Genomic DNA, 20,758 nt, shown 5'->3' on the forward strand with positions numbered 1-20,758 from the left:
TAGGACAGCCGCCGCTCGGGAGTTCCCGGGCGGCGGCTGGTCTCGCTGCTGTCCTACTGGTCCTCGAAGACTCCGAAGCAGTCCAGGATCACCTGCGCCGTGCCGTTGCCGCCGAGGTAGATGCCTACGTCGTAGTAGCCGTCGCTGTCCAGTGAGGTTCCGGGCTGCACGATCGCCAGGTTCGGCACCGTCTGGCTGGAGCGGTAGTTCAGGTTCGAGGTCGTCGGCAGGACGTAGGGGTTCTGCGGGGCGAAGGGGTAGAGGGCGAGGAAGCCGTTGCCGGTGGTCTGGGTGACCGTCGCGTTGAAGACCCAGGCGGTGACGTAGGAGAGCGAGCTGAGCTCCACGTACCCGATCGAGCCGGCCGGGACGGGGCCGTCGCCGGATCGGCGGGTGTCGAGGATCCGTTCGGGCGCGGACATCGGCAGGTAGGCGCCGCCGCCGGCGACGACGGTGGAGCTGTAGTAGCCGAAGGCGTCGGCGATCAGGTCCACCGGACCGCTGCTGTTGTTGTGCAGCACGATCTGTCCGTTCCCCAGCGGCACGATCGCCATGTTGGCGACGGTCTGGCCGGCCAGGTAGTTGACGTTCGAGACGGTCGGCAGCGGGCGGCCGGCCGGGTAGGCGGTGATCACTCCGTTGCGGGTCGAGTCCACCGCGGTCAGGTTGAGCGCGACGGCGGACACGCCGCTAGCCGGGACTGCTCCGTGCTGGGCCCCGGCCACGGTCAGCGTGATGCTGCCGTTCGCCGGGATCTGCGCGACCTTGCCGGTTCCGGTGCCCTTGCGCGTGTCGAGGATCCGCACCGGGGTGATGGACTTGTACGCGCTCGCGGCGGTCTGGGTGAAGTACCCCGCGACGTCGGCCAGGACCTGGACCGAGCCCTTCGGCGAGCCGTTGTAGAAGTCGACCACGCCGTCGGCGCCGACCGGCACCACGACCAGGTTCGGCACGTTGACGCCGGTGAAGAAGTTGAGGTTCGAGGTCCCCGGGACCGAGACGCTCGCTCCGGTCACGTCTTCGTTCCCGTACACCGCGAGGAAGCCGTTCGCGCTCGGCGAGACCGCGGTGACGTTCAGGACCACGGCCGTGATGTCGTCGGGAATCGGGGTGGCGGCGGGTCCGGCGCCGGCCACCTTGAGGTGCAGGACCTTGCCGGAACCGAGCGCGGCGGGGGCGCCGAGGCCGCTACGGGTGTCGAGGATGCGGGTCGGCCCGTACGGCGTGTACTCCGAGCCCGCGGTGGTGACCGACATCGAGTTCACCGCAGTGTCGCCCGCGTTGTCGGTCACCTGCACTTGCACCGTGTACGTGCCCGAGGCCTTGTACGTGTGCGAGGTAGGGGTGGTCAGACCGGCGCTGCTGGCTACCGTCGAGGTGGTCCCGTCGCCCCAGGTGTAGGTCTCGACCAGCGCGAGGCCGTAGGAGATGGCGGGGTAGGCCGTGGCCGTGTCGACGGCGACGCTCAGTGCGCTGGTGTCCTCGCCGGTCATGCCCAATCCGGCGGCCAGGTTCGGGTCCGGGTCGCTGAGCACGGTCGTCAGGGTCTTGGTGACCTTGTCTCCCGCGTTGTCGTCGAGCGTGAACGTGACGGTGTAGGAGCCGTAGGCACTGTAGGTGTGCGCGATGGGGGAACCGTAGCTGCCCGAGCCGATCGTCAGCGCCTGGGTCGTCGACGTGCCGTCACCCCAGTTGAACGTGAGGGTGAACAGACCGTCCTTGGCGCTCGGTCCGTAGTTCCCGGTGTCCGTGGCCGTGACCGAGTACGGGCCGGTCTGGGTCAGCGTGGGGGTCTCGTTCAGATTCGGGAACAGCGGCTCGAACTGGATCGCCCCCCGGCTGTTGTACGGGCTCCGGCCGTACAGGTCGGTGGAGACGGCTCCGGGTGCCGAGGCGTTCGCCGAGCCCACGGCGGGTGAGTTCCACGCCGGGACGGCCTGCATGTTGTACCAGGTGCCTGCCGCGTTGAGCATTCCGAAGGTCGTCGTGTCGGGCGTGTCGTGGACGCCTTCGGAGACGGCGCCGCGGAAGCCGGTCAACGTGGCGTACGTCGTTCCGGCCCACGAGTAAGGGGCCGTGCCGTACTGGTCGGCCGATCCGTAGAGCGCGAAGTCGTTGTAGTCGCTGGTGCTTGCGGACGCGGAACTCGCGTCCACCGTCACGTCCGGCTCCCAGCTCAGGTTGTCGGTCGGACAGCTCGACGGGCTCAGGTCCGTGCCGTCGATGAAGACGTCGTTCTCGATGTACACGCCGGTCGAGCCGCCGGAGACGCCCACGGCGCTGTCGCAAGAGCGCTGGATCGTGTTACCCACGACGTCCAGCCCGTCCACGCCGGTGGCCACGATGCTGCCGGAGGGGAAGTCCGCGAACACGTTCGATGCCAGGTCGATGGTGCTCGCGCCGGAAGCGATCCTGACGCCGCTGTCGGCGGGGTCGTCGTACCTGGGCAGGATCTGCGAGCGGGTGATCGTGATGCCGCTCGATGCGCCGTCGATGGTGACGGCGGTGGACCCGCCGCCGCCGAAGGCCGCTCCCGAATCGAACACCACATTCGTCGAGCCCTCGATCTCGAGTGCGACCGAGTCGTACGTGGACACGCTCAGGCCGGAGACATGCACGTCGTCGACTCCGTCGAGCACGAATCCGGGAACGCCGCCCGCCGTCGAGTTCTCGATAGCCGCTCCGTTCGGCGCTTCGAGTGTCAGGTCCGAGGTGCCGATGACGACGGGACCGTAGAAGTAGCCGTAGCCGTTCGCGATCGAGATCGTGTCACCGGGCAAGGCGGCGTTCACCGCGTCCTGAATCGAGCAGTACGGATTCGTGGCGGTGCCCGTGCCGGAGTCCGAGCTGAAGCCGAGGCAGTTCTGCGGATTGCCGGCGTAGATCGTCGTGACGCCGGCGGAGTCGTCTGCGCTCGCGCGTGCCGCCGCCTTGCCGGAGGTGGAGGCCACGCGCCGCGCCTGGGATGCCGGACTGCTGAACTTCTTGAATGCGGTGGAGGTCAGCGACGGGGTCTGTGCGACGTGCAAAGCGGTGCCGGCGTTGCCCGGGGACGAGGCGGATGCCGCCGTCGTGGCTCCGGCCGCGTAAGCGGAACCGGGCAGGAGGCCGAAGGTCACAGCTGCCAAAGCGGCCGTCGGCAGGAGATTTCGCCGTATGCGCACGGCCTTGGTTCCTCTCAGCGAAGAGCGTTGCCCGGCCGTAGCAGCCGCTGCCTAGCCTTGATATCTAGGCCAGAACTCATAAGAGACTCAGAACCTTCACAGCTTCGCCACAGCGCCGCGACGGCTTCGTCATGCCGCTCAGGCGCCGCGGCTGAAGGACCAGGAGTTGGTACGTGTGTGCGACACCGAAACGCAGTACCTACAGCGCATTGATTTGGATCTCCGCCGCCGGATCAGTAAGGTGCAGGTCACAGCAACCCCTCGACGTAGGCAGCGGTCGCTCACTTCCCCCGTTTCAAGCGCCCGCGCTCCGACGTACCCCGGACTCCCGCCGAGCCGAAGGGGGCGCGACGGTGCGGTCGGCGGCACCACGCCGGCCCGAGGACACGGGAGTGCCAATGGCGCAGATCATCGCAGGAGTCTCGCGGACCTTCAACGAATACCTGCTGCTGCCCAATCGCACGGCCCTCGACTGCTCGGTGGCGGCCGTGGACCTGCGTACCCCACTGGTGCGGTACGCCGCGGGACAGAGCTCGACGATCGAACTGCGCACCCCGTTCACCTCGGCGATCATGCAGGCGGTGAGCTCGCCCGAGCTGGCCATCGCCCTCGCCCGCAACGGCGGCCTCGGCTTCCTGCACCACAACCGGTCGATCGACGAGCAGGTCGAGGACGTGGTGACGGTGAAGAACTTCAAAGCGGGCTTCGTGGTCAGCGACACCAACGTCCGTCCCGAGGACAGCCTGCGGCGCCTGAACGAGGTCATGGCGCGCACGGGGCACAGTACGGCGGCCGTGACCGAGAACGGCGGGGCGACCGGACGGCTGCTCGGCCTGGTGACCTCACGTGACTTCCACCCGCAGCGCCACGATCCGGACGCACCGGTCTCCAGCCGGATGAGGCCGATCACCGAGGTGGCGCACGCGACCGCGGACGTGACGCTGTCCGAGGCCAACGCCCGGCTGTGGGAGGAGCGGCTGGACTGCCTGCCCGTCGTCGACGAGCTCGGACGCCTGCGGCATCTGGTGTTCCGGGCGGACTACACCGACAACAAGCGCTTCCCGGCGCAGCTGGTGGACGACGCCAAGCGCCTGCGGGTGGGCGCGGGCGTGAACACCCACGACTACCGGGAACGTGTGCCCGCGCTGGTCGAGGCCGGCGCGGACGTATTGTGCTTCGACTCCTCGGACGGCTACAGCGACTGGCAGGCCGAGGCCCTGCGCTGGGCCAAGAAGCACTACCCGGAGGTGCCGATCGGCGGCGGCAACATCGTGGACGGCGACGCCTTCCGCTTCCTCGCCGAAGCCGGCGCGGACTTCGTGAAGGTCGGTGTGGGCGGGGGCGCGATCTGCATCACCCGCGACCAGAAGGGCATCGGACGCGGCCAGGCCAGCGCGGTCCTCGATGTCGCGGCCGCGCGCGACTCCTACCGCGAGGAGACCGGCGAGTACGTTCCGATCTGCTCGGACGGCGGCCTGGCGCACGACTACCACGTGGCGTTGGCGCTGGCGATGGGCGCGGACTTCGTGATGATGGGCCGGTACTTCGCCCGCTTCGACCAGGCGCCCGGAGCCAAGGTGCCGACCCGCGAAGGCTTCGTCAAGGAGTACTGGGGCGAAGGCTCGAACCGTGCGCGCAACTGGCAGCGCTACGGCCAGGGCACCCAGGGACTGCTGTTCGAAGAGGGCGTCGACGGCTTCGTGCCCTACGCCGGAGACCTCTCCGAAGGGCTCGCGACCACGATCGCGAAGCTCAGGGCCACCATGGTCTCCTGCGGCGCCACCACCGTGCCGCGCTTCCAGGCCACCGCCCGGCTCACCCTGGTCTCCGACCAGAGCCTGCAGGAGGGCCACGCGACGGTGACGCTGCGCGAGACGACCGGGAGCCCCAGTTGAACGGGGAACCGGCCGCGCCGACGCCCGTCATCCTCGGCATAGACGATCTCCGGCCGCTTCCCAGAGCCACCCGGATAGCCCGCACCAGCCGCGAAGGCATCCAGCTGCTGCAGGAGCACCGCGACCGGTTCATCGACGAGCTCTGGCTTGATCACGATCTCGGCGGCGACGACACCATCATGCCCGTGGTGACCGTGCTGGAAGAAGCCGCCTTCAACGGACGGCCGTTCCGGATCGGGACGGTCTTCGTACACAGCGCCAACCCCATCGGCGCGCAAGCCGTCGTCCGGTCCCTCACACGTTGGAACTACCATGTCCTGCGGGCGACGGCGTAGCACCTGGGTCATTACCCTGATGTGATGGCAATCATCGACGTGCTTTCGATCGCGCTCGGCGAGACCCGGAAGCCGACGCTCCGGCCGTTGCCCGTGCGGGTGGCGGGTGAGCCTGGCCGACAAGGTCTGGAAGAACAAGCGCGTCGCGGACCTCGAAGACCTCGTCGTGGCCGAGCTCGCGCGGGCCGCCGGGCGAAGCACATGGGAGCAGTTCATGAAGCTGGACGGGATCCTGACCGGCATCGGTGACGGGGCCGATGCGCGGCTGGCCTACCAGATGTCCTACCCGGTCCTGGCCTGAGACGGCCCGCGACACCGCGGTTCGGGACCGTGGCCGGATCAGCCGTGGTGGCCGCCTCCGGTGTCGATCCCGCCGTGATGGTGGGATTCAACGCCGTGATGGTGCGATTCACTGCCGTGATGGTGGGATTCACCGCCGTGATGCCCGCCCCCAGAGTCGTACTGCTGGTCGTAGAGCCCGGATTCGTACTCGTGGCGAAGCATCCCGACCAACGCCCAGTTCAGCCGCGTCACCACGTCGGTGGACGCGTTCGCGACCGGTTCGAAGCCCGCCGACGCGAGGTGGACGACGGCAGCGGTCTGCTGCTCGCCGAGCCGGGCCAGCCGTCTGCGCAGCGCCCGGCGCCGTAAGCCTCCATACAAGCGCGCGTCGAGGCTGCAGGCATACACCAGGCCGGCCAGCGACCGGTCCTCCTCACTTGCCGGCTCGCCGCGCGCCACTCGGTCGACCCGGGCCTGTATCCCGTCCCGACGCGCCGGATCGATCAGCGTGATACGCGGAGGTTGCGAAGAACCTCGCCCCGCGCCTATCTGGACGACGTGCTGGTCTTCCAGCCTGGACAAATACCGCATGCCGATCCCGGGCGTGGTTCCCCGCACCCAGGACGGCACTGTCGGCGCGGTCATCGCGCTGATCTCGGCCAATGTCTCGTCCAAGCGGTCGTTCCCCGTCCCCGAGGCGTCGGTGACCTCGATCCGCCCGTCGTCGACCGTGGCCCGGCCCGCCAACACCAGATCGAGCAGCTCACCGGCACGCAGCGCGAACGCCATCCGCTGGGGCGCCCAGATGGTGCCGCGACGCGGGTCGATCGCGAGCAGGAGCAGGGCCTCACCGACACCCATACGGCGATGCTAGGCGCGCCTGGACTCCAACGCCACAGAACTCTGTCACGGCGCCCCTCGGCCCTCGGCTTCGACCGCGAGCGAGGTGGCGCGGGCGAGGTGACTGACGTACTCGGTGGCGTCCAGCGGGCGGATCCGGTCGAGGCCGAGTTGGTCCTGGAGCAGCACGAAGGAGATCAGCGCGCCGAAGTACGCGCGTGCGGTGAGGTAGCCGGCGTGCAGGCCGGCATCCGTCCCGGTGCCCCCGCCGGCCCGGTCCACGTGCTCGGCCAGGCCGGTCGCCGCGCGGTCGATGAAGGCGACGAAGCGGGTGTCGTCCGCGAGGGCGCGGCTGTCGGCGATCAGGATCGTGAGCAGGTCGAGGTTGGTTCTGGCCCGCTCGATGAACCCGAGGCCCGCGAAGGTCAGCAGTTGTTCGAGCGGGATCGGCGCGTCGCGGGGCACGGCGGGTGCGGATTCGAAGACGGCCACGGCTTCGTCGACGAGGGCCTCGAGGATCTCCTGCTTGTTGGCGAAGTAGCGGTAGAGCAGGGCGTCGTTGATGTCCGCCGCCGCGGCCAGGTCCCGGGTGGTGGTGCCGTGGAAGCCGCGCTCGGCGAACAGGCCGCGAGCCGCGGCGAGGATCTCGCCGCGCCGCTCGGCCGCCGACCGGCGGGTCCTGCGGGTGGCCCGGGCCACGCTCTCGCCGCCGTCGCCGTCGCTCATCGTCGCAGCTCCCATCCGTTCTCAGCGGGCCCGGCCGCGGATCACGGCGAGCAGCCAGAGCCCGGTGGCCGCGTTCAGCGAGCCTAGCGGGATCCAGTCCAGCGGCGAGTGCGGACCGATCGGCGAGTGCGGGTGGGTCAGGGCCCAGACGATGAGCACGACGGTCAGGGCCTTGGTCAGCGAGGCGAGCACGATGAGGATGACCGGTCCCCGGCGCGGCGCGAGGGCCCCGGCGACGATCACGGCGAGCCAGACGGCGGCGAGTGGGACGAGCAGGGCGGCGGGCCACTGCCGCAGCGAGGTGGCGAACACCCCGACGCTGGCGGCGAAGGCCAGCGCGCAGGGGATGCGGCGCGGGCCGGGGACGGTGGTCATAGAAAGATAGTAGGCGCATGCCTACTTCAGCGCAACGGCAGCCGCGGCGGGCTGGTCCGGACTGGTCCGAGCTGACCAGCCCAGAGCAGCCCAGAGCAGCCTCAATCAGCCCTGGTCAGGCCGCGGGCCGACAGGTCAGCGGGCGGTAGAGGTCGGGGCGCCTGGCCCTCATCCACCAGCGCCCGACCGAGCCGGAGACCAGATCCAGGTCCAGGTCGGCGGCGACCAGGTCGTCCTCGATGGCCCGGCTCTCGGCGAGGATCCGGCCGTAGGGGTCGACGATCATGGCGTTTCCGGTGCGGACCTCGTCGTGGTCGCGGCCGACGCCGTTGCTGAACACGATGAACATGCCGTTGTCGTGGGCCCGCGACGGCAGGCAGTGCAGCGGCCAGGCGCGTCCACTCCGGCCGGCGAACGCGGCCTCGAGCGCGCCGGGGTCGGCCGCGCGGTTCTCCCACAGCGACAACGGGATCGGGTCCTCGCCGAAGGGGATCATCGAGTGCGTGCCGCCGGTCTGGTGCGGCGCGAGCAGGATCTGCGCGCCGAGCACGGCGGTGGCCCGCACGTTCTCCACGATGTTGTTGTCAAGGCAGATCAGCACCCCGACCCGGACGTCCCACGGCGTGTCGAAGACCGTGTAGCTTCCGCCGTCGGAGATCCCCGGGTACCCCGAGGCGTGCAGCTTGCGGTGGATGTGGACCGCGCCGTCCGGCAGGCAGACCGCGTACGCGTTGAACAGCCAGGCATCGCGTTCGGTGAGCAGCCCGACGCCGATGCCGACCCCGAGGCGCCGTGCCAGTGCACTGACCCGGGCGACCGACGGGCCGTCATCGGGCTCTGCGACTTCCCGCAAGGCCTCGGCGGTGCTGGTGGCCAGGTGCCTGTTGCCGACCAGGCACAGCTCGGGGAAGGCCACGATCTGGGCACCGCCGTCGGCCGCGGTGCGGGTGAAGTGCTCGACGCGGGCCAGGTTGTACTCCTTGTCCTTGGGACGGGACTGGAACTGGACTGTCGCGACTCGGATCGTCATGAGTCCCATCGAACCGGCCCGGCTTACATGCGTCTAATGAATGTTCGAGGGCGATCGATAAGCTTGTGGAATGGAAGACCGGCTGTTGAGGGCGTTCGTCGCGGTGGCGGATCACGGCACGTACGGCGCCGCGGCCCGCGCGCTGGCCGTGACCCAGCCCGCGCTCACCAAGCAGATCCAGGCACTCGAGGCCCGCGTCGGCGGCACGCTGCTGCGGCGCGGGCGGCAGGGCGCCGAACCCACGGCGCTCGGCCGGGCCCTGCTGCCCGACGCCCGCGACGCCGTCGAGCGGTTGGACGCCTTCGCACTGCGGGCCCGTCGCCTTTCCGCGGGCGGAGCTGGCACGCTCGCCGTCGGCTTCGGCCTGTCGACGATCGACATCGCGCCGCGCACCGTGGCCGAGTTCCGGCGACGACGCCCCGGAATCCGGGTGGCGCTCGACGACCTGTCCTCGGCGGTCCAGTTCGAACGCCTGCGGCGCGGAGAACTGGACGCCGGTTTCGTCCGCCTCCCGGTCGACGCGGGCGTGCCGGCCGTCGAACTCGGCGGCGACGAACTGGTCCTGGCGGTCCCCGAGGGCGTCGATCCGGAACCCGGCGCCGAGGCTCTGATCAGCGAGCTGGGGCTGGTCTGTCTGACCCGTTCCGGGAGCCCCGGGTTCGTCGGTCTGACCGACCGTTACCTCGCGGCCGCCGACCTGCGTCCCCGGATCCTCCAACGTGCCAACGACGTCCAGACCGTGCTGGCCCTGGTGGCTGCGGGCATCGGCGGTGCACTGGTGTCCGCCCGCGCCGGCGCCATCGCACCGGGGCTGCGTCTGATCCCGGTCGACCATCCCGCGGCGCGCTGGCGAATCGGCCTGGCGTGGCAGCCACGCGAACCGTCGCCGGCGCTGGCCGCGTTCGTCGAGGCCGCCAAGGACGTCGCGGAGCGCTCGAAGCCGAGGTAGACCGCCGGGCGTCTAAGCGTTCTGCCGCGCCGACGGACGGGCACCGGGGAGCCAGAGCGAGAGCAGCACGGCGACGCCGGAGAAACCGACGGACCACCAGAACGCCTGATGGAACGCGTCCACAGGTGCGGTCGGGTGGGTGACGAGGGCGCCTTCGAGGATCACGGCAAGGACGGCGGTGCCGAACGAGCCGCCGAGTTGCTGGGCGGTGCGGGTGACCACGCTGGAGTGCGGGATCTGCTGCTTGTCCAGGCCGATGTAGCCGGCCACCATCACCGGCATCGTCACGGCCCCGAGGCCGAAGCCGCGCAGGACCAGCCAGCCGGCCAACTGCCACTCGCTCGTGTGCGGCCCGGCCAGGGCGAACGGCACGGTCGCGGCGGCGACGAGGACGAAGCCGAGCACGGCGATCAGGCGCGCGCCGACGCGGTCGATGTTGCTGCCGGCGACACTGCGGGACAGGACGGCGCCGACCCCCTGCGGGATGAGCGTGGCTCCGGCGGTGAGCGCGGAGTCCCCCCGTATGTCCTGGTAGTACAGCGGCAGCAGGAGCATCGCGCCGTAGAGGGCGAACCCGGAGAAGAACAGCACCGCGCTGGAGGAGGCGACCGATCTCTTGGCGAGCAGCCGGATCTCGACGAGGGGATGGCCGGCGCGCAACGCGTAGCCGGTGAAGGCCGCGAGCAGCGCGACGCCGATCGCGAGTGGGATCACGACGTTCGGGTGGGCGAATCCGGCGGCGGTGCCCGCGTCGGCGAGGCCGAGCAGGGTGGCGCAGGTGCCGGGCGCGAGCAGCAGGAGTCCGGGCACGTCGAGCTTCGGCCTGCCGGCGGCGGCGTCCGGGCGGGCCGGGGCTTCGAGCTTCAGGTGGCGCCAGGCGAGCACGATGCCGACGACGCAGAACGGCACGTTCACCCAGAACATGAAGCGCCAGCTCAGGTGGGTCAGGATGGCGCCGCCGACCACCGGACCGAGGATCGGACCGAGCAGTGCCGGGAGCGCGACGTAGGTGACGAGCCGCCCGAGCGCCTTGCCGCCCGCAGCCTGGAAGATGAGCGTGCTCAGCAGCGGGAGCATGAGGCCGCCGCCGAGGCCCTGTACGACGCGCCAGCCGATGAGCGAGCCGACGTTCCAGGCGAGGCTGGCCCCGATCGAGCCGGCCAGGAAGACGGCGAGGGAGAAGATCCACAGCCGCTTGCCGCCGAACCGCTGCAGGCCCCAGGTGCTGAGCGGCACCGCGATGCCGAGCGCCAGCAGGTAGCCGGTGGTCACCCACTGGATCGTGGTGACCGAGGTGTGCAGCCGCAGCGCGAGGGTGTGCAGCGCGACGCTGACGATCGTGGTGTCGAAGATGACGGCCATCGCGCCGACGATGAGGATCAGGGCCGTCTTGACCACGGCCGGATCCAGCTTCTCCGCGGCGGGCTTCGTGGGCTTCGCCGCGCTCGCCGCGCTCGCCGGGCCTGCCGCGCCGGCCGGGTTCGCCGCCGGGCTCGTGGGTGTCGCTGCCATGCCACCGTCCCCCAATAAGAGATGAATCCTTCTCTTACGAGGCTAGGGCGGAGAGATAAGGAATGCAAGCATCTCTTATTTCGCGCCGCTATCCTGCTGCCATGGCTCAGCAGGCACACGTCCGGCAGCGGCGGCGCGGGGAAGAACTGGAGGCAGCGCTGCTCGAGGCCGCGTGGCAGGAACTGGTCGAGGTCGGCTTCGCCCGGCTGACCATGGAGTCGGTCGCGGCCCGCGCGAAGACCGGGGTGGCCGTGCTCTACCGGCGCTGGCCCAACAAGAACGACCTGGTCCTGGCCGCCATCCGGTACTACGGGGAGACGCGCCCGGTCGAGATCCCGGACACCGGCAGCCTGCGCGGCGACATGATCGCGCTGCTCGGCAACGCCACCAACGCGCGGATCGGCTTCGTCACCATCATCGGCGCCGCGTTCTCCGGCCTGCTGGCCGACACCGATCTGACCCCGGGCCAGGTACGCGAGCAGATCCTGGCCGACCGCCCGCTCTGGACGGACCAGATCTTCGCCCGCGCGCACGAACGCGGCGAGATCGACCTCGAGCGCATCCCGCCGGTCATCCTGACCATGCCGTTCGACCTGATGCGCCACGACATGCTGATGACCTACCAGTCGATCCCGGCGGAACGGGTCCTGGCGATCGTGGACGAGCTGTTCATGCCCCTCGTCGCGGCCCACCGCCCGAAGTAGCGCCGAACCGCGGATCCGCTCAGCGGCATCCGCTCAGGGGCAGCGGTCCGCGAGAACGCAGAACTCGTTGTCCTCGGGGTCGACCAGCACGACCCAGCTCACGTCCTCGCCCTGTCCCACATCCGCGTGCCGCGCCCCGAGTCCGAGCAGCCTGTTGACCTCTTCGTCCTGTGACAAGTCGGTCGGATTGACGTCGATGTGCAGCCTGTTCTTGACGGTCTTGCCTTCCGGCACCCGCACGAACGTCAGCGTCGGGGGCACCGGGCCCAGGCGCTTCTTGCCCTCGGGCACCAGCGGCGAGCCGATGATGGTGAGTTCGTGGTCTTCGTCCTGCACCTCGTAGCCGAGCACCGCGCACCAGAACCCGGCCAGGCCGCGGGGGTCGGCGCAGTCGATCGCGAGCTCTGTGAACTTACTGGTCATGATGCCGGAGCCTCCCGAGATCGCAGTGTTCCACCAGGCAGTGTCGCACCCGCCGGGGATCAGCGGTGGACGCGCGGGATGACGAGCGGCGTGCCGCTTTCGGGGTCTTCGATGATCCGGGCGGGCAGATCGAAGGCCTGCTGGACCAGGTCGGCGGTCAAGGTGGTGGCGGGCGGGCCGGCGGCGAGGATCGCGCCGTCGCGCATGGCGATGAGGTGGGTGGCGTAGCGGGCGGCCTGATTCAGGTCGTGTAGGACGGCGACGACGGTGCGCCCGTCCCGGTGCAGGCGGGCACACAGGTCGAGGACGTCCATCTGGTGGGCAAGATCGAGGTACGTGGTGGGCTCGTCGAGCAGCAGCAGTTCCGTGTCCTGGGCCAGGGCCATCGCGATCCAGGCGCGTTGGCGCTGACCGCCGGAGAGCTCGGCCATGGGGCGGGCGGCGAGGTCGCCGATGCCGGTCTGCTCGAGACAGCGTTCGACGACGCGGCGGTCCTCGGGCGATTCGCGGCGCAGCGGGCCCTGGTGCGGATATCGGCCGCGGGCCACGAGTTCGGCGACGGTGATGCCGTCCGGGGTGATCGGGGCCTGGGGCAGCAGGCCGACGGTCCGCGCGACGTGGCGGCTGGGCAGGCCTGCGATCGGGGTGCCGTCGAGGAAGACCTCGCCGCCGCTCGGTTTCAGGACGCGGGCCAGCGCGCGCAGGACGGTGGATTTGCCGCAGCCGTTGGGGCCGATCAGGACGGTGAAGGATCCGTCCGGGATCTCCAGGTCGAGTTCGCGCACGACGGTGCGGTGCGTGTAGGAGATGGTCAGGCGGCGGGCGGCGAGTCGGCTCGCGGGGCCGCTGGCGTGGTTCGGCTGCATGCGGGCTTATATCCGTCCGGTTCTGCGCTGCTGGGCGAGGAGGAAGGCGAGGTAGCCGCCGCCGAGCAGGCCGGTGACGGCGCCGACGGGCAGTTCGCGGTCGGGGATCGCGTACCGGGCCAGCCAGTCGGCGGCGACCAGGAGTACGGCGCCGACCAGGGCCGAGGGCACCAGGTTCGGGCCGCTCGCGCGGGTGAGCCTGCGGGCGACGTGCGGGGCGCAGAGGGCGACGAAGGCCACCGGGCCGGTCTGCGAGGCGGCCGTCGCGGCGAGCACCACCGCTGCGGCGAGAGCGCTCAGCCGCAGCAGTTCCGTCCGCAGTCCGAGGCCGACGGCCAGGTCCTCGCCCATTTCGAAGATGCGCAGGGCGCGCGAGGCCAGGATGAGCGGCGGCATCAGGATCGCGGCGGCCGCCGCGAGCAGGACCACCCCGCTCCAGGTGCTGCCGTCCAGGCTTCCGGTGATCCACAGCGCGGCTTGGGCGGCGTCGCTGATGTTGGCCCGGGTGATCAGGTAGTCGTTGACGCCGCCGAGCATCGCGGCGACGCCGATTCCGACCAGGACCAGCCGGGGTCCGCCGGTCACGCCGCCGCGTCGGGCGATGAGGTAGACGAGCGCGGCGCTGGCCACCGCGCCGATCCAGGCGGATCCGGCGACGACGAGGGTGGCGCCGCCGAGCACCGTGACACCGACGAGCGCGCCGGTCGCGGCGCCCTGGGTGAAGCCGAGGACGTCGGGGCTGCCGAGCGGATTGCGGGTCAGGGACTGGAAGACCGCACCGGACAGGGCGAGCGAGGCGCCGGCCAACAGGGCGATCAGGACCCGGGGCAGCAGGAGTTGTTCGAACACGAAGACGTCGGCCGAGGTCATCGAGGTGAACAGGCTGCCCGGTTCGAGCGAGGCGAGCGCGATGCCGAGGGCGAGTACGACGCAGCCGACGCCGACGAGGACGGGGCGGCGGCGGGAGGCGGTGACACCGGCGGTCACGAGGCGACTCATGAGCGGCGTCCCACCACGGCGAGCAGGAACACCGGGCCGCCGAGCACGGCCGTGACGATGCCGACTTCGAGTTCTGCCGGACGTGCCACGACGCGACCGAGGACGTCGGCGCCGAGCAGCAGCACCGGGGCCAGGATCGCGCAGTAGGGCAGGATTCTGGGCAGGCTGGGGCCGGTGAACCGGGAGGCGAGACGGGGGATCATCAGCCCTACGAACACGATCGGGCCGCAGGCGGCGGTGGCGGCGCCGCACAGCAGCACGATGGCGAGGATCGCGACGGCGCGGGTCAGGGCGGGTCGGCCGCCGAGCGAGGTGGCCGCGTCGTCGCCGAGGGCGAGCGCGTCCAGCGGGCGGGCGCAGCCGGCCGCGAGCAGGGCGCCGAGCAGCAGAAACGGCGCGATCCGGGTGACAGTGGGGAAATCCGCGTCGGCGAGGGAGCCCACGGTCCAGAACCGCATCCGGTCGAGGGCGTCGGTGTCGAGCAACTCGACCGCGCCGACGTAGGCGTACAGGGCGGCGTTGACGGCGGTGCCGGCCAGGGCGAGGCGGGCCGGGCTGCCGACGCCGCTGCCGCCGATCAGGTAGATGAGCACGGAGATGAGCCCCGCTCCGGCCAGGGCGAACCAGATCAGGCCGCCCAGGCCGGATATGCCGAACAGCGCGGTGGCCGTGACGACGGCGGCCGAAGCCCCCGCGTTGACGCCGAGCAGGCCCGGGTCGGCGAGCGGATTGCGGGTCAGGGCCTGCATCAGCGCGCCCGCGACACCGAGGGCCGCGCCGACGAGCAGGCCGAGCACGGTGCGGGGCAGGCGCATCTGACGCACCACCGGATAGGCGCTGGAGGCCGGGTCGGTCAGGCCGTGCCAGACGGCCGCCGGGGACAGCGGCAGTGCTCCGATCGCGAGGCTCAGCAGACAGATCACGCACAGCACGCCGAGCGCTGCCGGTATGCCGAGGGCGCGGCGGTGCGTCATGGGGCTCCTGTGGTCGCTGTGAATAAGGTTAGGCTACCCTAACCTCAATCGCGGCCCCTTCGACCCCGTCGAAGACCGGCGCCCCCGCCGACGCCGCGCCCGCGAATCCGTCTGAATCCGCCTGGATCCGCCCGAGAAACCGAGGTAACGCCATGCCCCTGTCCGTCCCGATCCCCACGCTCCGCGACGCGGCACCGACCCGCCGCCGCCTGCTCCGCACCAGTGTCGGCGCCGGGCTCGGGGTGGGCGCGGCGGGGCTGCTGAGCGCGTGTGGTCTGGCGAACTCGGGCAGCGCCGATCCCTCGGCCTCGAGTTCGGCTTCGGGTCCGTTCGCCTTCACCGACGACCGCGGTACCGCCGTGCGCCTGAGCTCCTCGCCGACTCGCGTGGTCGCGTACATCGACACGGCGGCGGCGCTCTACGACTTCGGCGTGACCGACCGGATCGTGGGCGTGTTCGGGCCGACCACCCAGTCCGACGGCTCGCCCGACCCGATGGCCGGCAGCCTCCCGGTGGACAAGGTGACTGTCCTCGGGCAGGCGTGGGGGGAGTTCGACGTGCAGAAGTACGCGACGCTCAATCCGCAGCTGCTGGTCACCAACATGTGGGAGAAGGACGCGCTCTGGTACGTGCCGGACGAGAGCGAGGCTACGATCCTGAAGCTGGCGCCCAGCATAGGGATCACCGTCACCAGCACGCCGCTGACCGAGCCGCTCGCCCGCTACGAGAAGCTCGCCGGGCTGCTCGGCGCCGATCTGACGGCCTCGGCCGTGGTCTCGGCGAAGTCCTCCTTCCAGCAGGCCGCGGAGAAGCTGCGCACCATCGCCAAGTCGCAGAGCTCGATCAAGGTGATGGCCGCCTCGGCCAGTGCCGACCTGCTCTACGTGGCCGACCCGACCGTCTACCCGGACCTGACCTACTTCGCCTCGCTCGGTGTGCAGTTCGTGCGGCCGACAAAGGTGGTCGGCGGCTTCTTCGAGAGCCTGAGCTGGGAGAACGCGGACAAGTACGAGGCCGATCTGATCCTGCTCGACGACCGCAGCTCCGCGCTGCAGCCGAAGGACCTGACCGGCAAGCCGGTCTGGTCCCGGATGCCCGCGGTCAAGGCCGAGCAGATCGTGGGCTGGGCCAGCGAGCTGCGCTACTCCTATACCGCCCTCGCGCCCGTGGTCTCCGGTTTCGCCACGGCGCTCTCCTCCGCCCGGAAGGTCGCCTGAGATGTTCCGCTTCTTCGACCTCGAAGTCGCCCGGACCCGCCGGCTCAGCCCGGGGATGCAGCGCGTGACCTTCCGCGGCGCGCAGCCCGGCGGCCTGGCCGAATTCGCCTCGGGGGGCCGGGATCAACGCTTCAAGCTCTTCCTGCCGCGGCCCGAGTCCGACGGGCCCACCCTGCCGGTCCCGGTGCAGGCCGGCGAGCAGTGGTACGCGGCGTGGCGGGCGCAGGACCCGGCTCAGCGTTCGATCATGCGCACGTACACGGTGCGCGAGCAGCGCCGCGAGTTCGGGGAGATCGACGTCGACTTCGCCCTGCACGCCGAGCCGGGGCCGGCCGCACGGTGGGCCGGCGGCTGCCTGGCCGGGGACCGGCTCTTCGCACTCGGGCCGACGGACTGGGAGAACGGGGGCGTGGACTTCCGGCCGCCGGCCGGCACGGACGTGGTGCTGCTGGCGGGCGACGAGTCCGCGCTGCCCGCGATCGGCGGCATCCTCGCCCATCTCGGCGCCGGCCTGCGGGTGCGCGCCTGGATCGAGGTCGGGCATCCGGAGGACGTGCAGGACCTGCCGACCTGGGCCGACGCCGAGATCAACTGGCTGATCCGGGACGCCGGGACGCGGCTGACCGAGGCCGTGCGCGCGGCGGATCCCGCTGCCCTGCAGCCGTACGCGTGGATCGCGGGCGAGTCGGGCGAGGTCAGGAAGCTGCGGCGGTACCTGGTCGGGGACGGGAACCTGGACCGCCGCCACGTCACCTTCACCGGCTATTGGCGCCGCGGCGCGACCGAAGAGGACCTGCTCGAGGAGGCGACCGCGCCGATATCCGCGCGCGCGAGCGCGACCGCCGCGTCATGATGGGCTGATGCCGACGATCGAGACGCCTCGCCTGATCCTGCGTGTGCCGAAGCACGACGACATCGAGGCCTTCGACGAGATGGACGCTGATCCGGAGGTCATGCGCTGGATCGGCGACGGCCGCGTCCACGAGCGGACGAAGGAGCGGTCAGCCGGGCTGATCGACCGTGTCCGCAGTGGCTGGGAGGAGCGCGGTTACGGGCTGATCGCCGCGACCGCGCGCGAGTCCGGCGAGGTCCTCGGGTGGGTCACCCTGGCCGCGCCCGACTTCCTGCCGGAGGTGCTGCCCGCGGTCGAGATCGGCTGGCGGTTCCGGCGGCGGCACTGGGGACGCGGCTACGCCACCGAGGCGGCGCGTCCGATGCTGCACTACGCCTTCACCGAGGTCGGCCTCGACCGAGTACTGAGCCTGCCGCGGGTGGAGAACGCCGCGTCCCGCCGGGTCATGGAGAAGCTGGGCCTCGGCTACACGCGCGAGACCGTGGTGCCGGGCAACGGAACCACGGTCGCGATCTACGCGCTCGACCGCGCGCGGTACCTGGAGTAGCCGCGGTAGGCCCGCCGCCTACTCCTGCGCACCGGCGTCGGCGCCGCGTCGGTTCGACGTGCCAGATCGTGGCGCGTCAGATCGTGGCGCATCAGATCGTGGCGCATCAGATCGTGGCGCATCAGATCGTGGCGCATCAGATTATGACGCGTCAGATCACCTCGGGCATCGCCTCGGGTACGGCCTCCGGCATGGCCGCCTCGGGCTCGAGCACCTGCTCGAGCTGCTTCGACTCGTCCCGGTGCAGCAGCCGCATGGTCTGGTCGGCGGCGAGCAGCGAGGTGACCGCCGCGATCTCGCCGGCCTTGGGCGTGCGCACGACGTCCCGGTAGGCCGGGTGCAGGTCCGCCCAGCGGCGGGCGAACGGGCACAGCGCCAGCACGGTGTAGCCGTGCGCCCTGGCCTCGTCGAACACCCGCCGCACCAGCAGCGAGCCGATACCCAGGTCGTGGCGGTCCTGATCCACCTCGACATGGGGCAGCAGCACTGTCTCGCGCACCTGGATCCAGCTGGCATAGCCGATCCGCCTGCCCTCCACATAGGCGGCGAAACGGTTGTGATCCTCGCGCTCGTCCAGGATCTCCATCGTCGTCATCGCGGCTCCCGCCTTTCTCTCTCCACCAGTTTTATCGGGCCGGTTCGGCTCCGCAGGTCGGACAGGCCTGCCCGGATGACCCCCTGGGCGCACCGCACTCGGGACACAGGCGGGGAAGCAGGCAGGCGGGTTCGCCGCCCTCGCCCTCCTCCTCGCGTGCCTCGAGCCGGCGCAGGGCCTCGGGGTCGCTCGGCAGTCGGATGCGCATTCCGGCGCGCTTCCTGTGCGTGGTCAGGTAGGCCAGGCCGCCCGGCCCGGCCTCGAGGGCCCGCTGCGAACCGCGCGGCAGCCACAGCACCACGTACGGCGCCAACGCCAGCGTGCCCTCGTCGGTGTGCACCGCCCCGTCACCGGACAACACCACGAGCAGCACGTCCACGTCCGGCTCGCGGTGCAGTTCGACGCGGTGGTTCGGCGGCAGCCGGATCAGGTTGGCGTCGAGTTGGCGCTCTGCCTCCTCCAGCCGCCACAGCGCGCCGGACGGCTGCGGGCCGCACTGCGGGCTCTGCGCCGAGGACAGCAGCCGGTCGAACTCGGCGAGCACGCGCGGTCGTGGGGCGGAGCGCTCGGTCATGATCCCTCACTGGTCACGGTCGTGGTCGCGGCGGCGGATGCGGTGGCGCTCGCCGCCGCGACCACCGTCACCGGAAGCGGGAGTTGCTCTCGCGGCGGCTCGACGCCGGGCCGGGCGAGCAGGTGCCGCTGCCGGTGGTGCTCCTCGCGGTGGTCCTCGCGGCGCGCGTGCAGCAGCTGGGTGAGGGTGACCACGCCGAGCAGCCGGGTCGGGTCGGCCCGGTCCACGACGGGAGCCCTGGTGGTGCTGTGCAAGGCGAACGCGTTGACCACCTCGCGAAGCGTCTGGTCTGCGTGAATCACTGTACGCGCGGGCCTGGCCAGATCGCCCACGGTGCGCGCGGTGGCCGGGGACCGCTCCGTACCGGCGGCCAGCAGCTCTCGGTGGGTGAGTATCCCGGTCAGCGCGCCGTATGCGTCGATGACCGGATAGAGCGCGGGCTCGCGCCGCGGTTCGGTCGTGACCGGCACGCGCGCTCGCAGCACCTGCTCGAGCGGATCGTCGGCACGCAGCGTGACCGGGTTCGTGGTCATCACCTCGCGGGCGAAGAAGATCTCCAGCGGGTCGGTGGAGTACTCGCGGGTCAGGTGCAGGCCGCGGCGCGCGATCTTCTCGGTGAGCACGGAACGCTTGAGCAGCAGCACCGAGAGCAGGTAGGCGCTGACCGACGCGACGAGCAGCGGCACCAGGTCGTTCCAGGCGTGGGTCAGCTCCAGGGTGAAGACGATGCCGGTGAGCGGGGAGCGCATCACCCCGCCGACCACCGCGGCCAGGCCCGCCATCGCCCAGAAGCCGGGGAAGACGTGCGGCAGCAGGTCCCCCTCGAGTGCGCCGAGGGCGCCGCCGATCATGAACACCGGGGCCAGCACGCCGCCCGAGGTGCCGGAGCCGAGCGAGAACGACCAGATCAGGGTTTTGACGATGAGGATGCCGAGGATCAGGCTCAGCCCGGCCCGGCCGGTCAGCAGCCGGTCGATCACGTCGTAGCCCACGCCCAGCGCGCTCGGCTCGAACAGGCCGCCGACGCCGATGACCAGGCCGCCGATCGCGGGCCACCACATCCAGTGGATCGGGAGCCTGCCGAAGGCGTCCTCGAACAGGTAGACCAGCCCGGTGGCGCCGATCGCGAGCAGACCGCCGGTCACGCCCGGAATCAGGGCCAGGGTGACGGCGGCGGGCCCGGGGTGCACGAGCGTGGCGACCGGGAAGACCGGCGCGGTGCCGAGCAGCCAGCCGCGGCAGACCACGGACACGGTCACGGCCGCGCCGACCGGTATCAGGCTCCGTGGACGCCATTCGAACAGCAGCAGCTCCACCGCGAGCAGCACCGAGGCGAGCGGGGCGTTGAAGGTGGCCGCCATGCCGGCCGCGGCGCCGGAGACCAGCAGGGTCTTGCGTTCGTCCGCGGTGAGATTCAGGGCCTGGGCCAGGATCGAGCCGACCGCGCCCCCGGTCATGATGATCGGGCCCTCCGCGCCGAACGGCCCGCCGCTGCCGATGCTCACGGCCGCCGAGATCGGCTTGAGGATGGCCACCCGCGGCGCCACCCGACTGCCGCCGGTCAGGATCGCCTCGATGGCCTCGGGCATGCCGTGGCCGCGGATCTTCTCGGAGCCGAAGCGGGCCATCAGCCCGACCACCAGGCCGCCGGCGATCGGCGCGCACAGCACCAGCAGCGGGTCGTGGCGACCCGAGCCGGGGGCGACCAGGGCGGTCGAGACGCGTTGGAAGAACACGAGGTTGGTGATCAGGCCGATCAGCCGCAGCAGCAGGAAGGAGGCGAGCGCGCCCGCGCCGCCGACGAGCAGCGCGAGGCCGGTGATCGGCACGACGCGGGGGTCGACGTCGAAGTCGCCGAGGTGCGCGGGGCGTTCGCGCGGCGCGGCGCCGGGCGCGCG

20 protein-coding genes and 1 pseudogene are annotated in these 20,758 nt (G+C 71.0%); 8 read left to right on the top strand and 13 right to left on the bottom strand.

The window, feature by feature from the left end; genetic code table 11:
* Positions 1 to 53: 53 nt before the first annotated feature.
* Positions 54 to 3,119, bottom strand: a complete 3,066-nt coding sequence (locus tag KDL01_RS45015; protein WP_212526217.1) for a beta strand repeat-containing protein — start codon at positions 3,117 to 3,119, stop codon at positions 54 to 56.
* A gap of 443 nt (positions 3,120 to 3,562) precedes the next feature.
* Between KDL01_RS45015 and KDL01_RS00360 the strand changes: the two genes are divergently transcribed.
* The 3 genes and pseudogenes from KDL01_RS00360 to KDL01_RS00370 form a co-directional block, all read left to right on the top strand.
* Positions 3,563 to 5,059 carry an IMP dehydrogenase gene (locus KDL01_RS00360; protein WP_212526218.1) on the top strand — a complete coding sequence of 499 codons (1,497 nt, stop codon included), beginning with the start codon at positions 3,563 to 3,565 and terminating at the stop codon, positions 5,057 to 5,059.
* Entirely contained in the window at positions 5,056 to 5,394 is a 339-nt protein-coding gene (locus KDL01_RS00365) for a cyclic-phosphate processing receiver domain-containing protein (RefSeq protein ID WP_212526219.1), read from the top strand. The genes KDL01_RS00360 and KDL01_RS00365 overlap by 4 nt, the downstream gene beginning before the upstream one ends.
* A gap of 106 nt (positions 5,395 to 5,500) precedes the next feature.
* Positions 5,501 to 5,695: pseudogene (locus KDL01_RS00370) on the top strand (phosphohydrolase); the annotation flags it as partial.
* Between the two features lie 38 nt (positions 5,696 to 5,733).
* Here KDL01_RS00370 and KDL01_RS00375 read toward each other — a convergent pair.
* The 4 genes from KDL01_RS00375 to KDL01_RS00390 all read right to left on the bottom strand — a co-directional run bounded on the left by KDL01_RS00375 (position 5,734) and on the right by KDL01_RS00390 (position 8,647).
* Entirely contained in the window at positions 5,734 to 6,537 is an 804-nt protein-coding gene (locus tag KDL01_RS00375) for a GOLPH3/VPS74 family protein (protein WP_212526221.1), read from the bottom strand.
* A gap of 45 nt (positions 6,538 to 6,582) precedes the next feature.
* Positions 6,583 to 7,242 (bottom strand): TetR/AcrR family transcriptional regulator, encoded by a 660-nt coding sequence (locus KDL01_RS00380; RefSeq protein WP_212526222.1) that lies wholly within the window; start codon positions 7,240 to 7,242, stop codon positions 6,583 to 6,585.
* Positions 7,243 to 7,263: 21 nt separating this feature from the next.
* Positions 7,264 to 7,617 carry a hypothetical protein gene (locus KDL01_RS00385; protein ID WP_212526223.1) on the bottom strand — a complete coding sequence of 118 codons (354 nt, stop codon included), beginning with the start codon at positions 7,615 to 7,617 and terminating at the stop codon, positions 7,264 to 7,266.
* 115 nt (positions 7,618 to 7,732) lie between these two features.
* Entirely contained in the window at positions 7,733 to 8,647 is a 915-nt protein-coding gene (locus tag KDL01_RS00390; RefSeq protein WP_212526225.1) for a nitrilase-related carbon-nitrogen hydrolase, read from the bottom strand.
* 70 nt (positions 8,648 to 8,717) lie between these two features.
* On the opposite strand from KDL01_RS00390, the gene KDL01_RS00395 reads away from it, so the two are divergent.
* Positions 8,718 to 9,596, top strand: coding sequence for a LysR family transcriptional regulator (locus KDL01_RS00395; RefSeq protein WP_212526226.1), 879 nt, complete (start codon positions 8,718 to 8,720; stop codon positions 9,594 to 9,596).
* A 12-nt stretch (positions 9,597 to 9,608) separates the two neighbouring features.
* On the opposite strand, the gene KDL01_RS00400 is transcribed toward KDL01_RS00395, so the two are convergent.
* Positions 9,609 to 11,108, bottom strand: a complete 1,500-nt coding sequence (locus KDL01_RS00400) for an MDR family MFS transporter (protein ID WP_212526227.1) — start codon at positions 11,106 to 11,108, stop codon at positions 9,609 to 9,611.
* Between the two features lie 101 nt (positions 11,109 to 11,209).
* On the opposite strand from KDL01_RS00400, the gene KDL01_RS00405 reads away from it, so the two are divergent.
* Positions 11,210 to 11,812 (top strand): TetR/AcrR family transcriptional regulator, encoded by a 603-nt coding sequence (locus tag KDL01_RS00405; protein WP_212526228.1) that lies wholly within the window; start codon positions 11,210 to 11,212, stop codon positions 11,810 to 11,812.
* A gap of 33 nt (positions 11,813 to 11,845) precedes the next feature.
* Here KDL01_RS00405 and KDL01_RS00410 read toward each other — a convergent pair whose 3' ends face one another.
* The 4 genes from KDL01_RS00410 to KDL01_RS00425 are packed head-to-tail and all read right to left on the bottom strand — an operon-like array spanning position 11,846 to position 15,074.
* On the bottom strand, positions 11,846 to 12,235 hold the full coding sequence (locus KDL01_RS00410; RefSeq protein ID WP_212526229.1) for a VOC family protein: 390 nt from the start codon (positions 12,233 to 12,235) through the stop codon (positions 11,846 to 11,848).
* Positions 12,236 to 12,294: 59 nt separating this feature from the next.
* A complete protein-coding gene (locus tag KDL01_RS00415) occupies positions 12,295 to 13,101 on the bottom strand; it encodes an ABC transporter ATP-binding protein (RefSeq protein WP_212526230.1) in 807 nt (268 codons plus the stop codon).
* Positions 13,102 to 13,107: 6 nt separating this feature from the next.
* Positions 13,108 to 14,100, bottom strand: coding sequence for a FecCD family ABC transporter permease (locus KDL01_RS00420; protein WP_212526231.1), 993 nt, complete (start codon positions 14,098 to 14,100; stop codon positions 13,108 to 13,110).
* A complete protein-coding gene (locus tag KDL01_RS00425) occupies positions 14,097 to 15,074 on the bottom strand; it encodes a FecCD family ABC transporter permease (protein WP_212526232.1) in 978 nt (325 codons plus the stop codon). Before KDL01_RS00425 ends, KDL01_RS00420 begins: the two co-directional genes overlap by 4 nt.
* 152 nt (positions 15,075 to 15,226) lie before the next feature.
* On the opposite strand from KDL01_RS00425, the gene KDL01_RS00430 reads away from it, so the two are divergent.
* Genes KDL01_RS00430 through KDL01_RS00440 form a run of 3 tightly spaced genes read left to right on the top strand, consistent with a single transcriptional unit; the run spans position 15,227 to position 17,691 of the window.
* Complete coding sequence (locus KDL01_RS00430; protein WP_212526233.1) at positions 15,227 to 16,291, top strand: ABC transporter substrate-binding protein; 1,065 nt, start codon at positions 15,227 to 15,229, stop codon at positions 16,289 to 16,291.
* A 1-nt stretch (position 16,292) separates the two neighbouring features.
* Positions 16,293 to 17,144: a siderophore-interacting protein gene (locus tag KDL01_RS00435; RefSeq protein ID WP_212526234.1), complete on the top strand. Its 852-nt coding sequence runs from the start codon at positions 16,293 to 16,295 to the stop codon at positions 17,142 to 17,144.
* Between the two features lie 7 nt (positions 17,145 to 17,151).
* Entirely contained in the window at positions 17,152 to 17,691 is a 540-nt protein-coding gene (locus KDL01_RS00440) for a GNAT family N-acetyltransferase (protein WP_212526235.1), read from the top strand.
* Positions 17,692 to 17,842: 151 nt separating this feature from the next.
* Here KDL01_RS00440 and KDL01_RS00445 read toward each other — a convergent pair whose 3' ends face one another.
* Genes KDL01_RS00445 through KDL01_RS00455 form a run of 3 tightly spaced genes read right to left on the bottom strand, consistent with a single transcriptional unit; the run spans position 17,843 to position 20,689 of the window.
* Positions 17,843 to 18,286 carry a GNAT family N-acetyltransferase gene (locus KDL01_RS00445; RefSeq protein ID WP_212526236.1) on the bottom strand — a complete coding sequence of 148 codons (444 nt, stop codon included), beginning with the start codon at positions 18,284 to 18,286 and terminating at the stop codon, positions 17,843 to 17,845.
* A gap of 31 nt (positions 18,287 to 18,317) precedes the next feature.
* Positions 18,318 to 18,860, bottom strand: a complete 543-nt coding sequence (locus KDL01_RS00450) for a cupin domain-containing protein (protein ID WP_212526237.1) — start codon at positions 18,858 to 18,860, stop codon at positions 18,318 to 18,320.
* The gene (locus tag KDL01_RS00455) at positions 18,857 to 20,689 is read right to left on the bottom strand and encodes a chloride channel protein (protein ID WP_368861488.1); all 1,833 of its coding nucleotides are present in this window, start codon (positions 20,687 to 20,689) and stop codon (positions 18,857 to 18,859) included. Before KDL01_RS00455 ends, KDL01_RS00450 begins: the two co-directional genes overlap by 4 nt.
* Between the last annotated feature and the right edge of the window lie 69 nt (positions 20,690 to 20,758).

The organism is Actinospica durhamensis (assembly GCF_018139695.1).
Classification (GTDB): Bacteria; Actinomycetota; Actinomycetes; order Streptomycetales; family Catenulisporaceae; genus Actinospica; species Actinospica durhamensis.

What these genes read in the sequence shown, in the direction of transcription:
- KDL01_RS00360 (WP_212526218.1), top strand. Translation starts at nt 3,563, where the DNA reads ATGGCGCAGATCATCGCAGGAGTCTCGCGGACCTTCAACGAATACCTG.
- KDL01_RS00375 (WP_212526221.1), bottom strand. Translation starts at nt 6,537, where the DNA reads ATGGGTGTCGGTGAGGCCCTGCTCCTGCTCGCGATCGACCCGCGTCGC.
- KDL01_RS00380 (WP_212526222.1), bottom strand. Translation starts at nt 7,242, where the DNA reads ATGAGCGACGGCGACGGCGGCGAGAGCGTGGCCCGGGCCACCCGCAGG.
- KDL01_RS00385 (WP_212526223.1), bottom strand. Translation starts at nt 7,617, where the DNA reads ATGACCACCGTCCCCGGCCCGCGCCGCATCCCCTGCGCGCTGGCCTTC.
- KDL01_RS00390 (WP_212526225.1), bottom strand. Translation starts at nt 8,647, where the DNA reads ATGACGATCCGAGTCGCGACAGTCCAGTTCCAGTCCCGTCCCAAGGAC.
- KDL01_RS00395 (WP_212526226.1), top strand. Translation starts at nt 8,718, where the DNA reads ATGGAAGACCGGCTGTTGAGGGCGTTCGTCGCGGTGGCGGATCACGGC.
- KDL01_RS00400 (WP_212526227.1), bottom strand. Translation starts at nt 11,108, where the DNA reads ATGGCAGCGACACCCACGAGCCCGGCGGCGAACCCGGCCGGCGCGGCA.
- KDL01_RS00405 (WP_212526228.1), top strand. Translation starts at nt 11,210, where the DNA reads ATGGCTCAGCAGGCACACGTCCGGCAGCGGCGGCGCGGGGAAGAACTG.
- KDL01_RS00410 (WP_212526229.1), bottom strand. Translation starts at nt 12,235, where the DNA reads ATGACCAGTAAGTTCACAGAGCTCGCGATCGACTGCGCCGACCCCCGC.
- KDL01_RS00415 (WP_212526230.1), bottom strand. Translation starts at nt 13,101, where the DNA reads ATGCAGCCGAACCACGCCAGCGGCCCCGCGAGCCGACTCGCCGCCCGC.
- KDL01_RS00420 (WP_212526231.1), bottom strand. Translation starts at nt 14,100, where the DNA reads ATGAGTCGCCTCGTGACCGCCGGTGTCACCGCCTCCCGCCGCCGCCCC.
- KDL01_RS00425 (WP_212526232.1), bottom strand. Translation starts at nt 15,074, where the DNA reads ATGACGCACCGCCGCGCCCTCGGCATACCGGCAGCGCTCGGCGTGCTG.
- KDL01_RS00430 (WP_212526233.1), top strand. Translation starts at nt 15,227, where the DNA reads ATGCCCCTGTCCGTCCCGATCCCCACGCTCCGCGACGCGGCACCGACC.
- KDL01_RS00435 (WP_212526234.1), top strand. Translation starts at nt 16,293, where the DNA reads ATGTTCCGCTTCTTCGACCTCGAAGTCGCCCGGACCCGCCGGCTCAGC.
- KDL01_RS00440 (WP_212526235.1), top strand. Translation starts at nt 17,152, where the DNA reads ATGCCGACGATCGAGACGCCTCGCCTGATCCTGCGTGTGCCGAAGCAC.
- KDL01_RS00445 (WP_212526236.1), bottom strand. Translation starts at nt 18,286, where the DNA reads ATGACGACGATGGAGATCCTGGACGAGCGCGAGGATCACAACCGTTTC.
- KDL01_RS00450 (WP_212526237.1), bottom strand. Translation starts at nt 18,860, where the DNA reads ATGACCGAGCGCTCCGCCCCACGACCGCGCGTGCTCGCCGAGTTCGAC.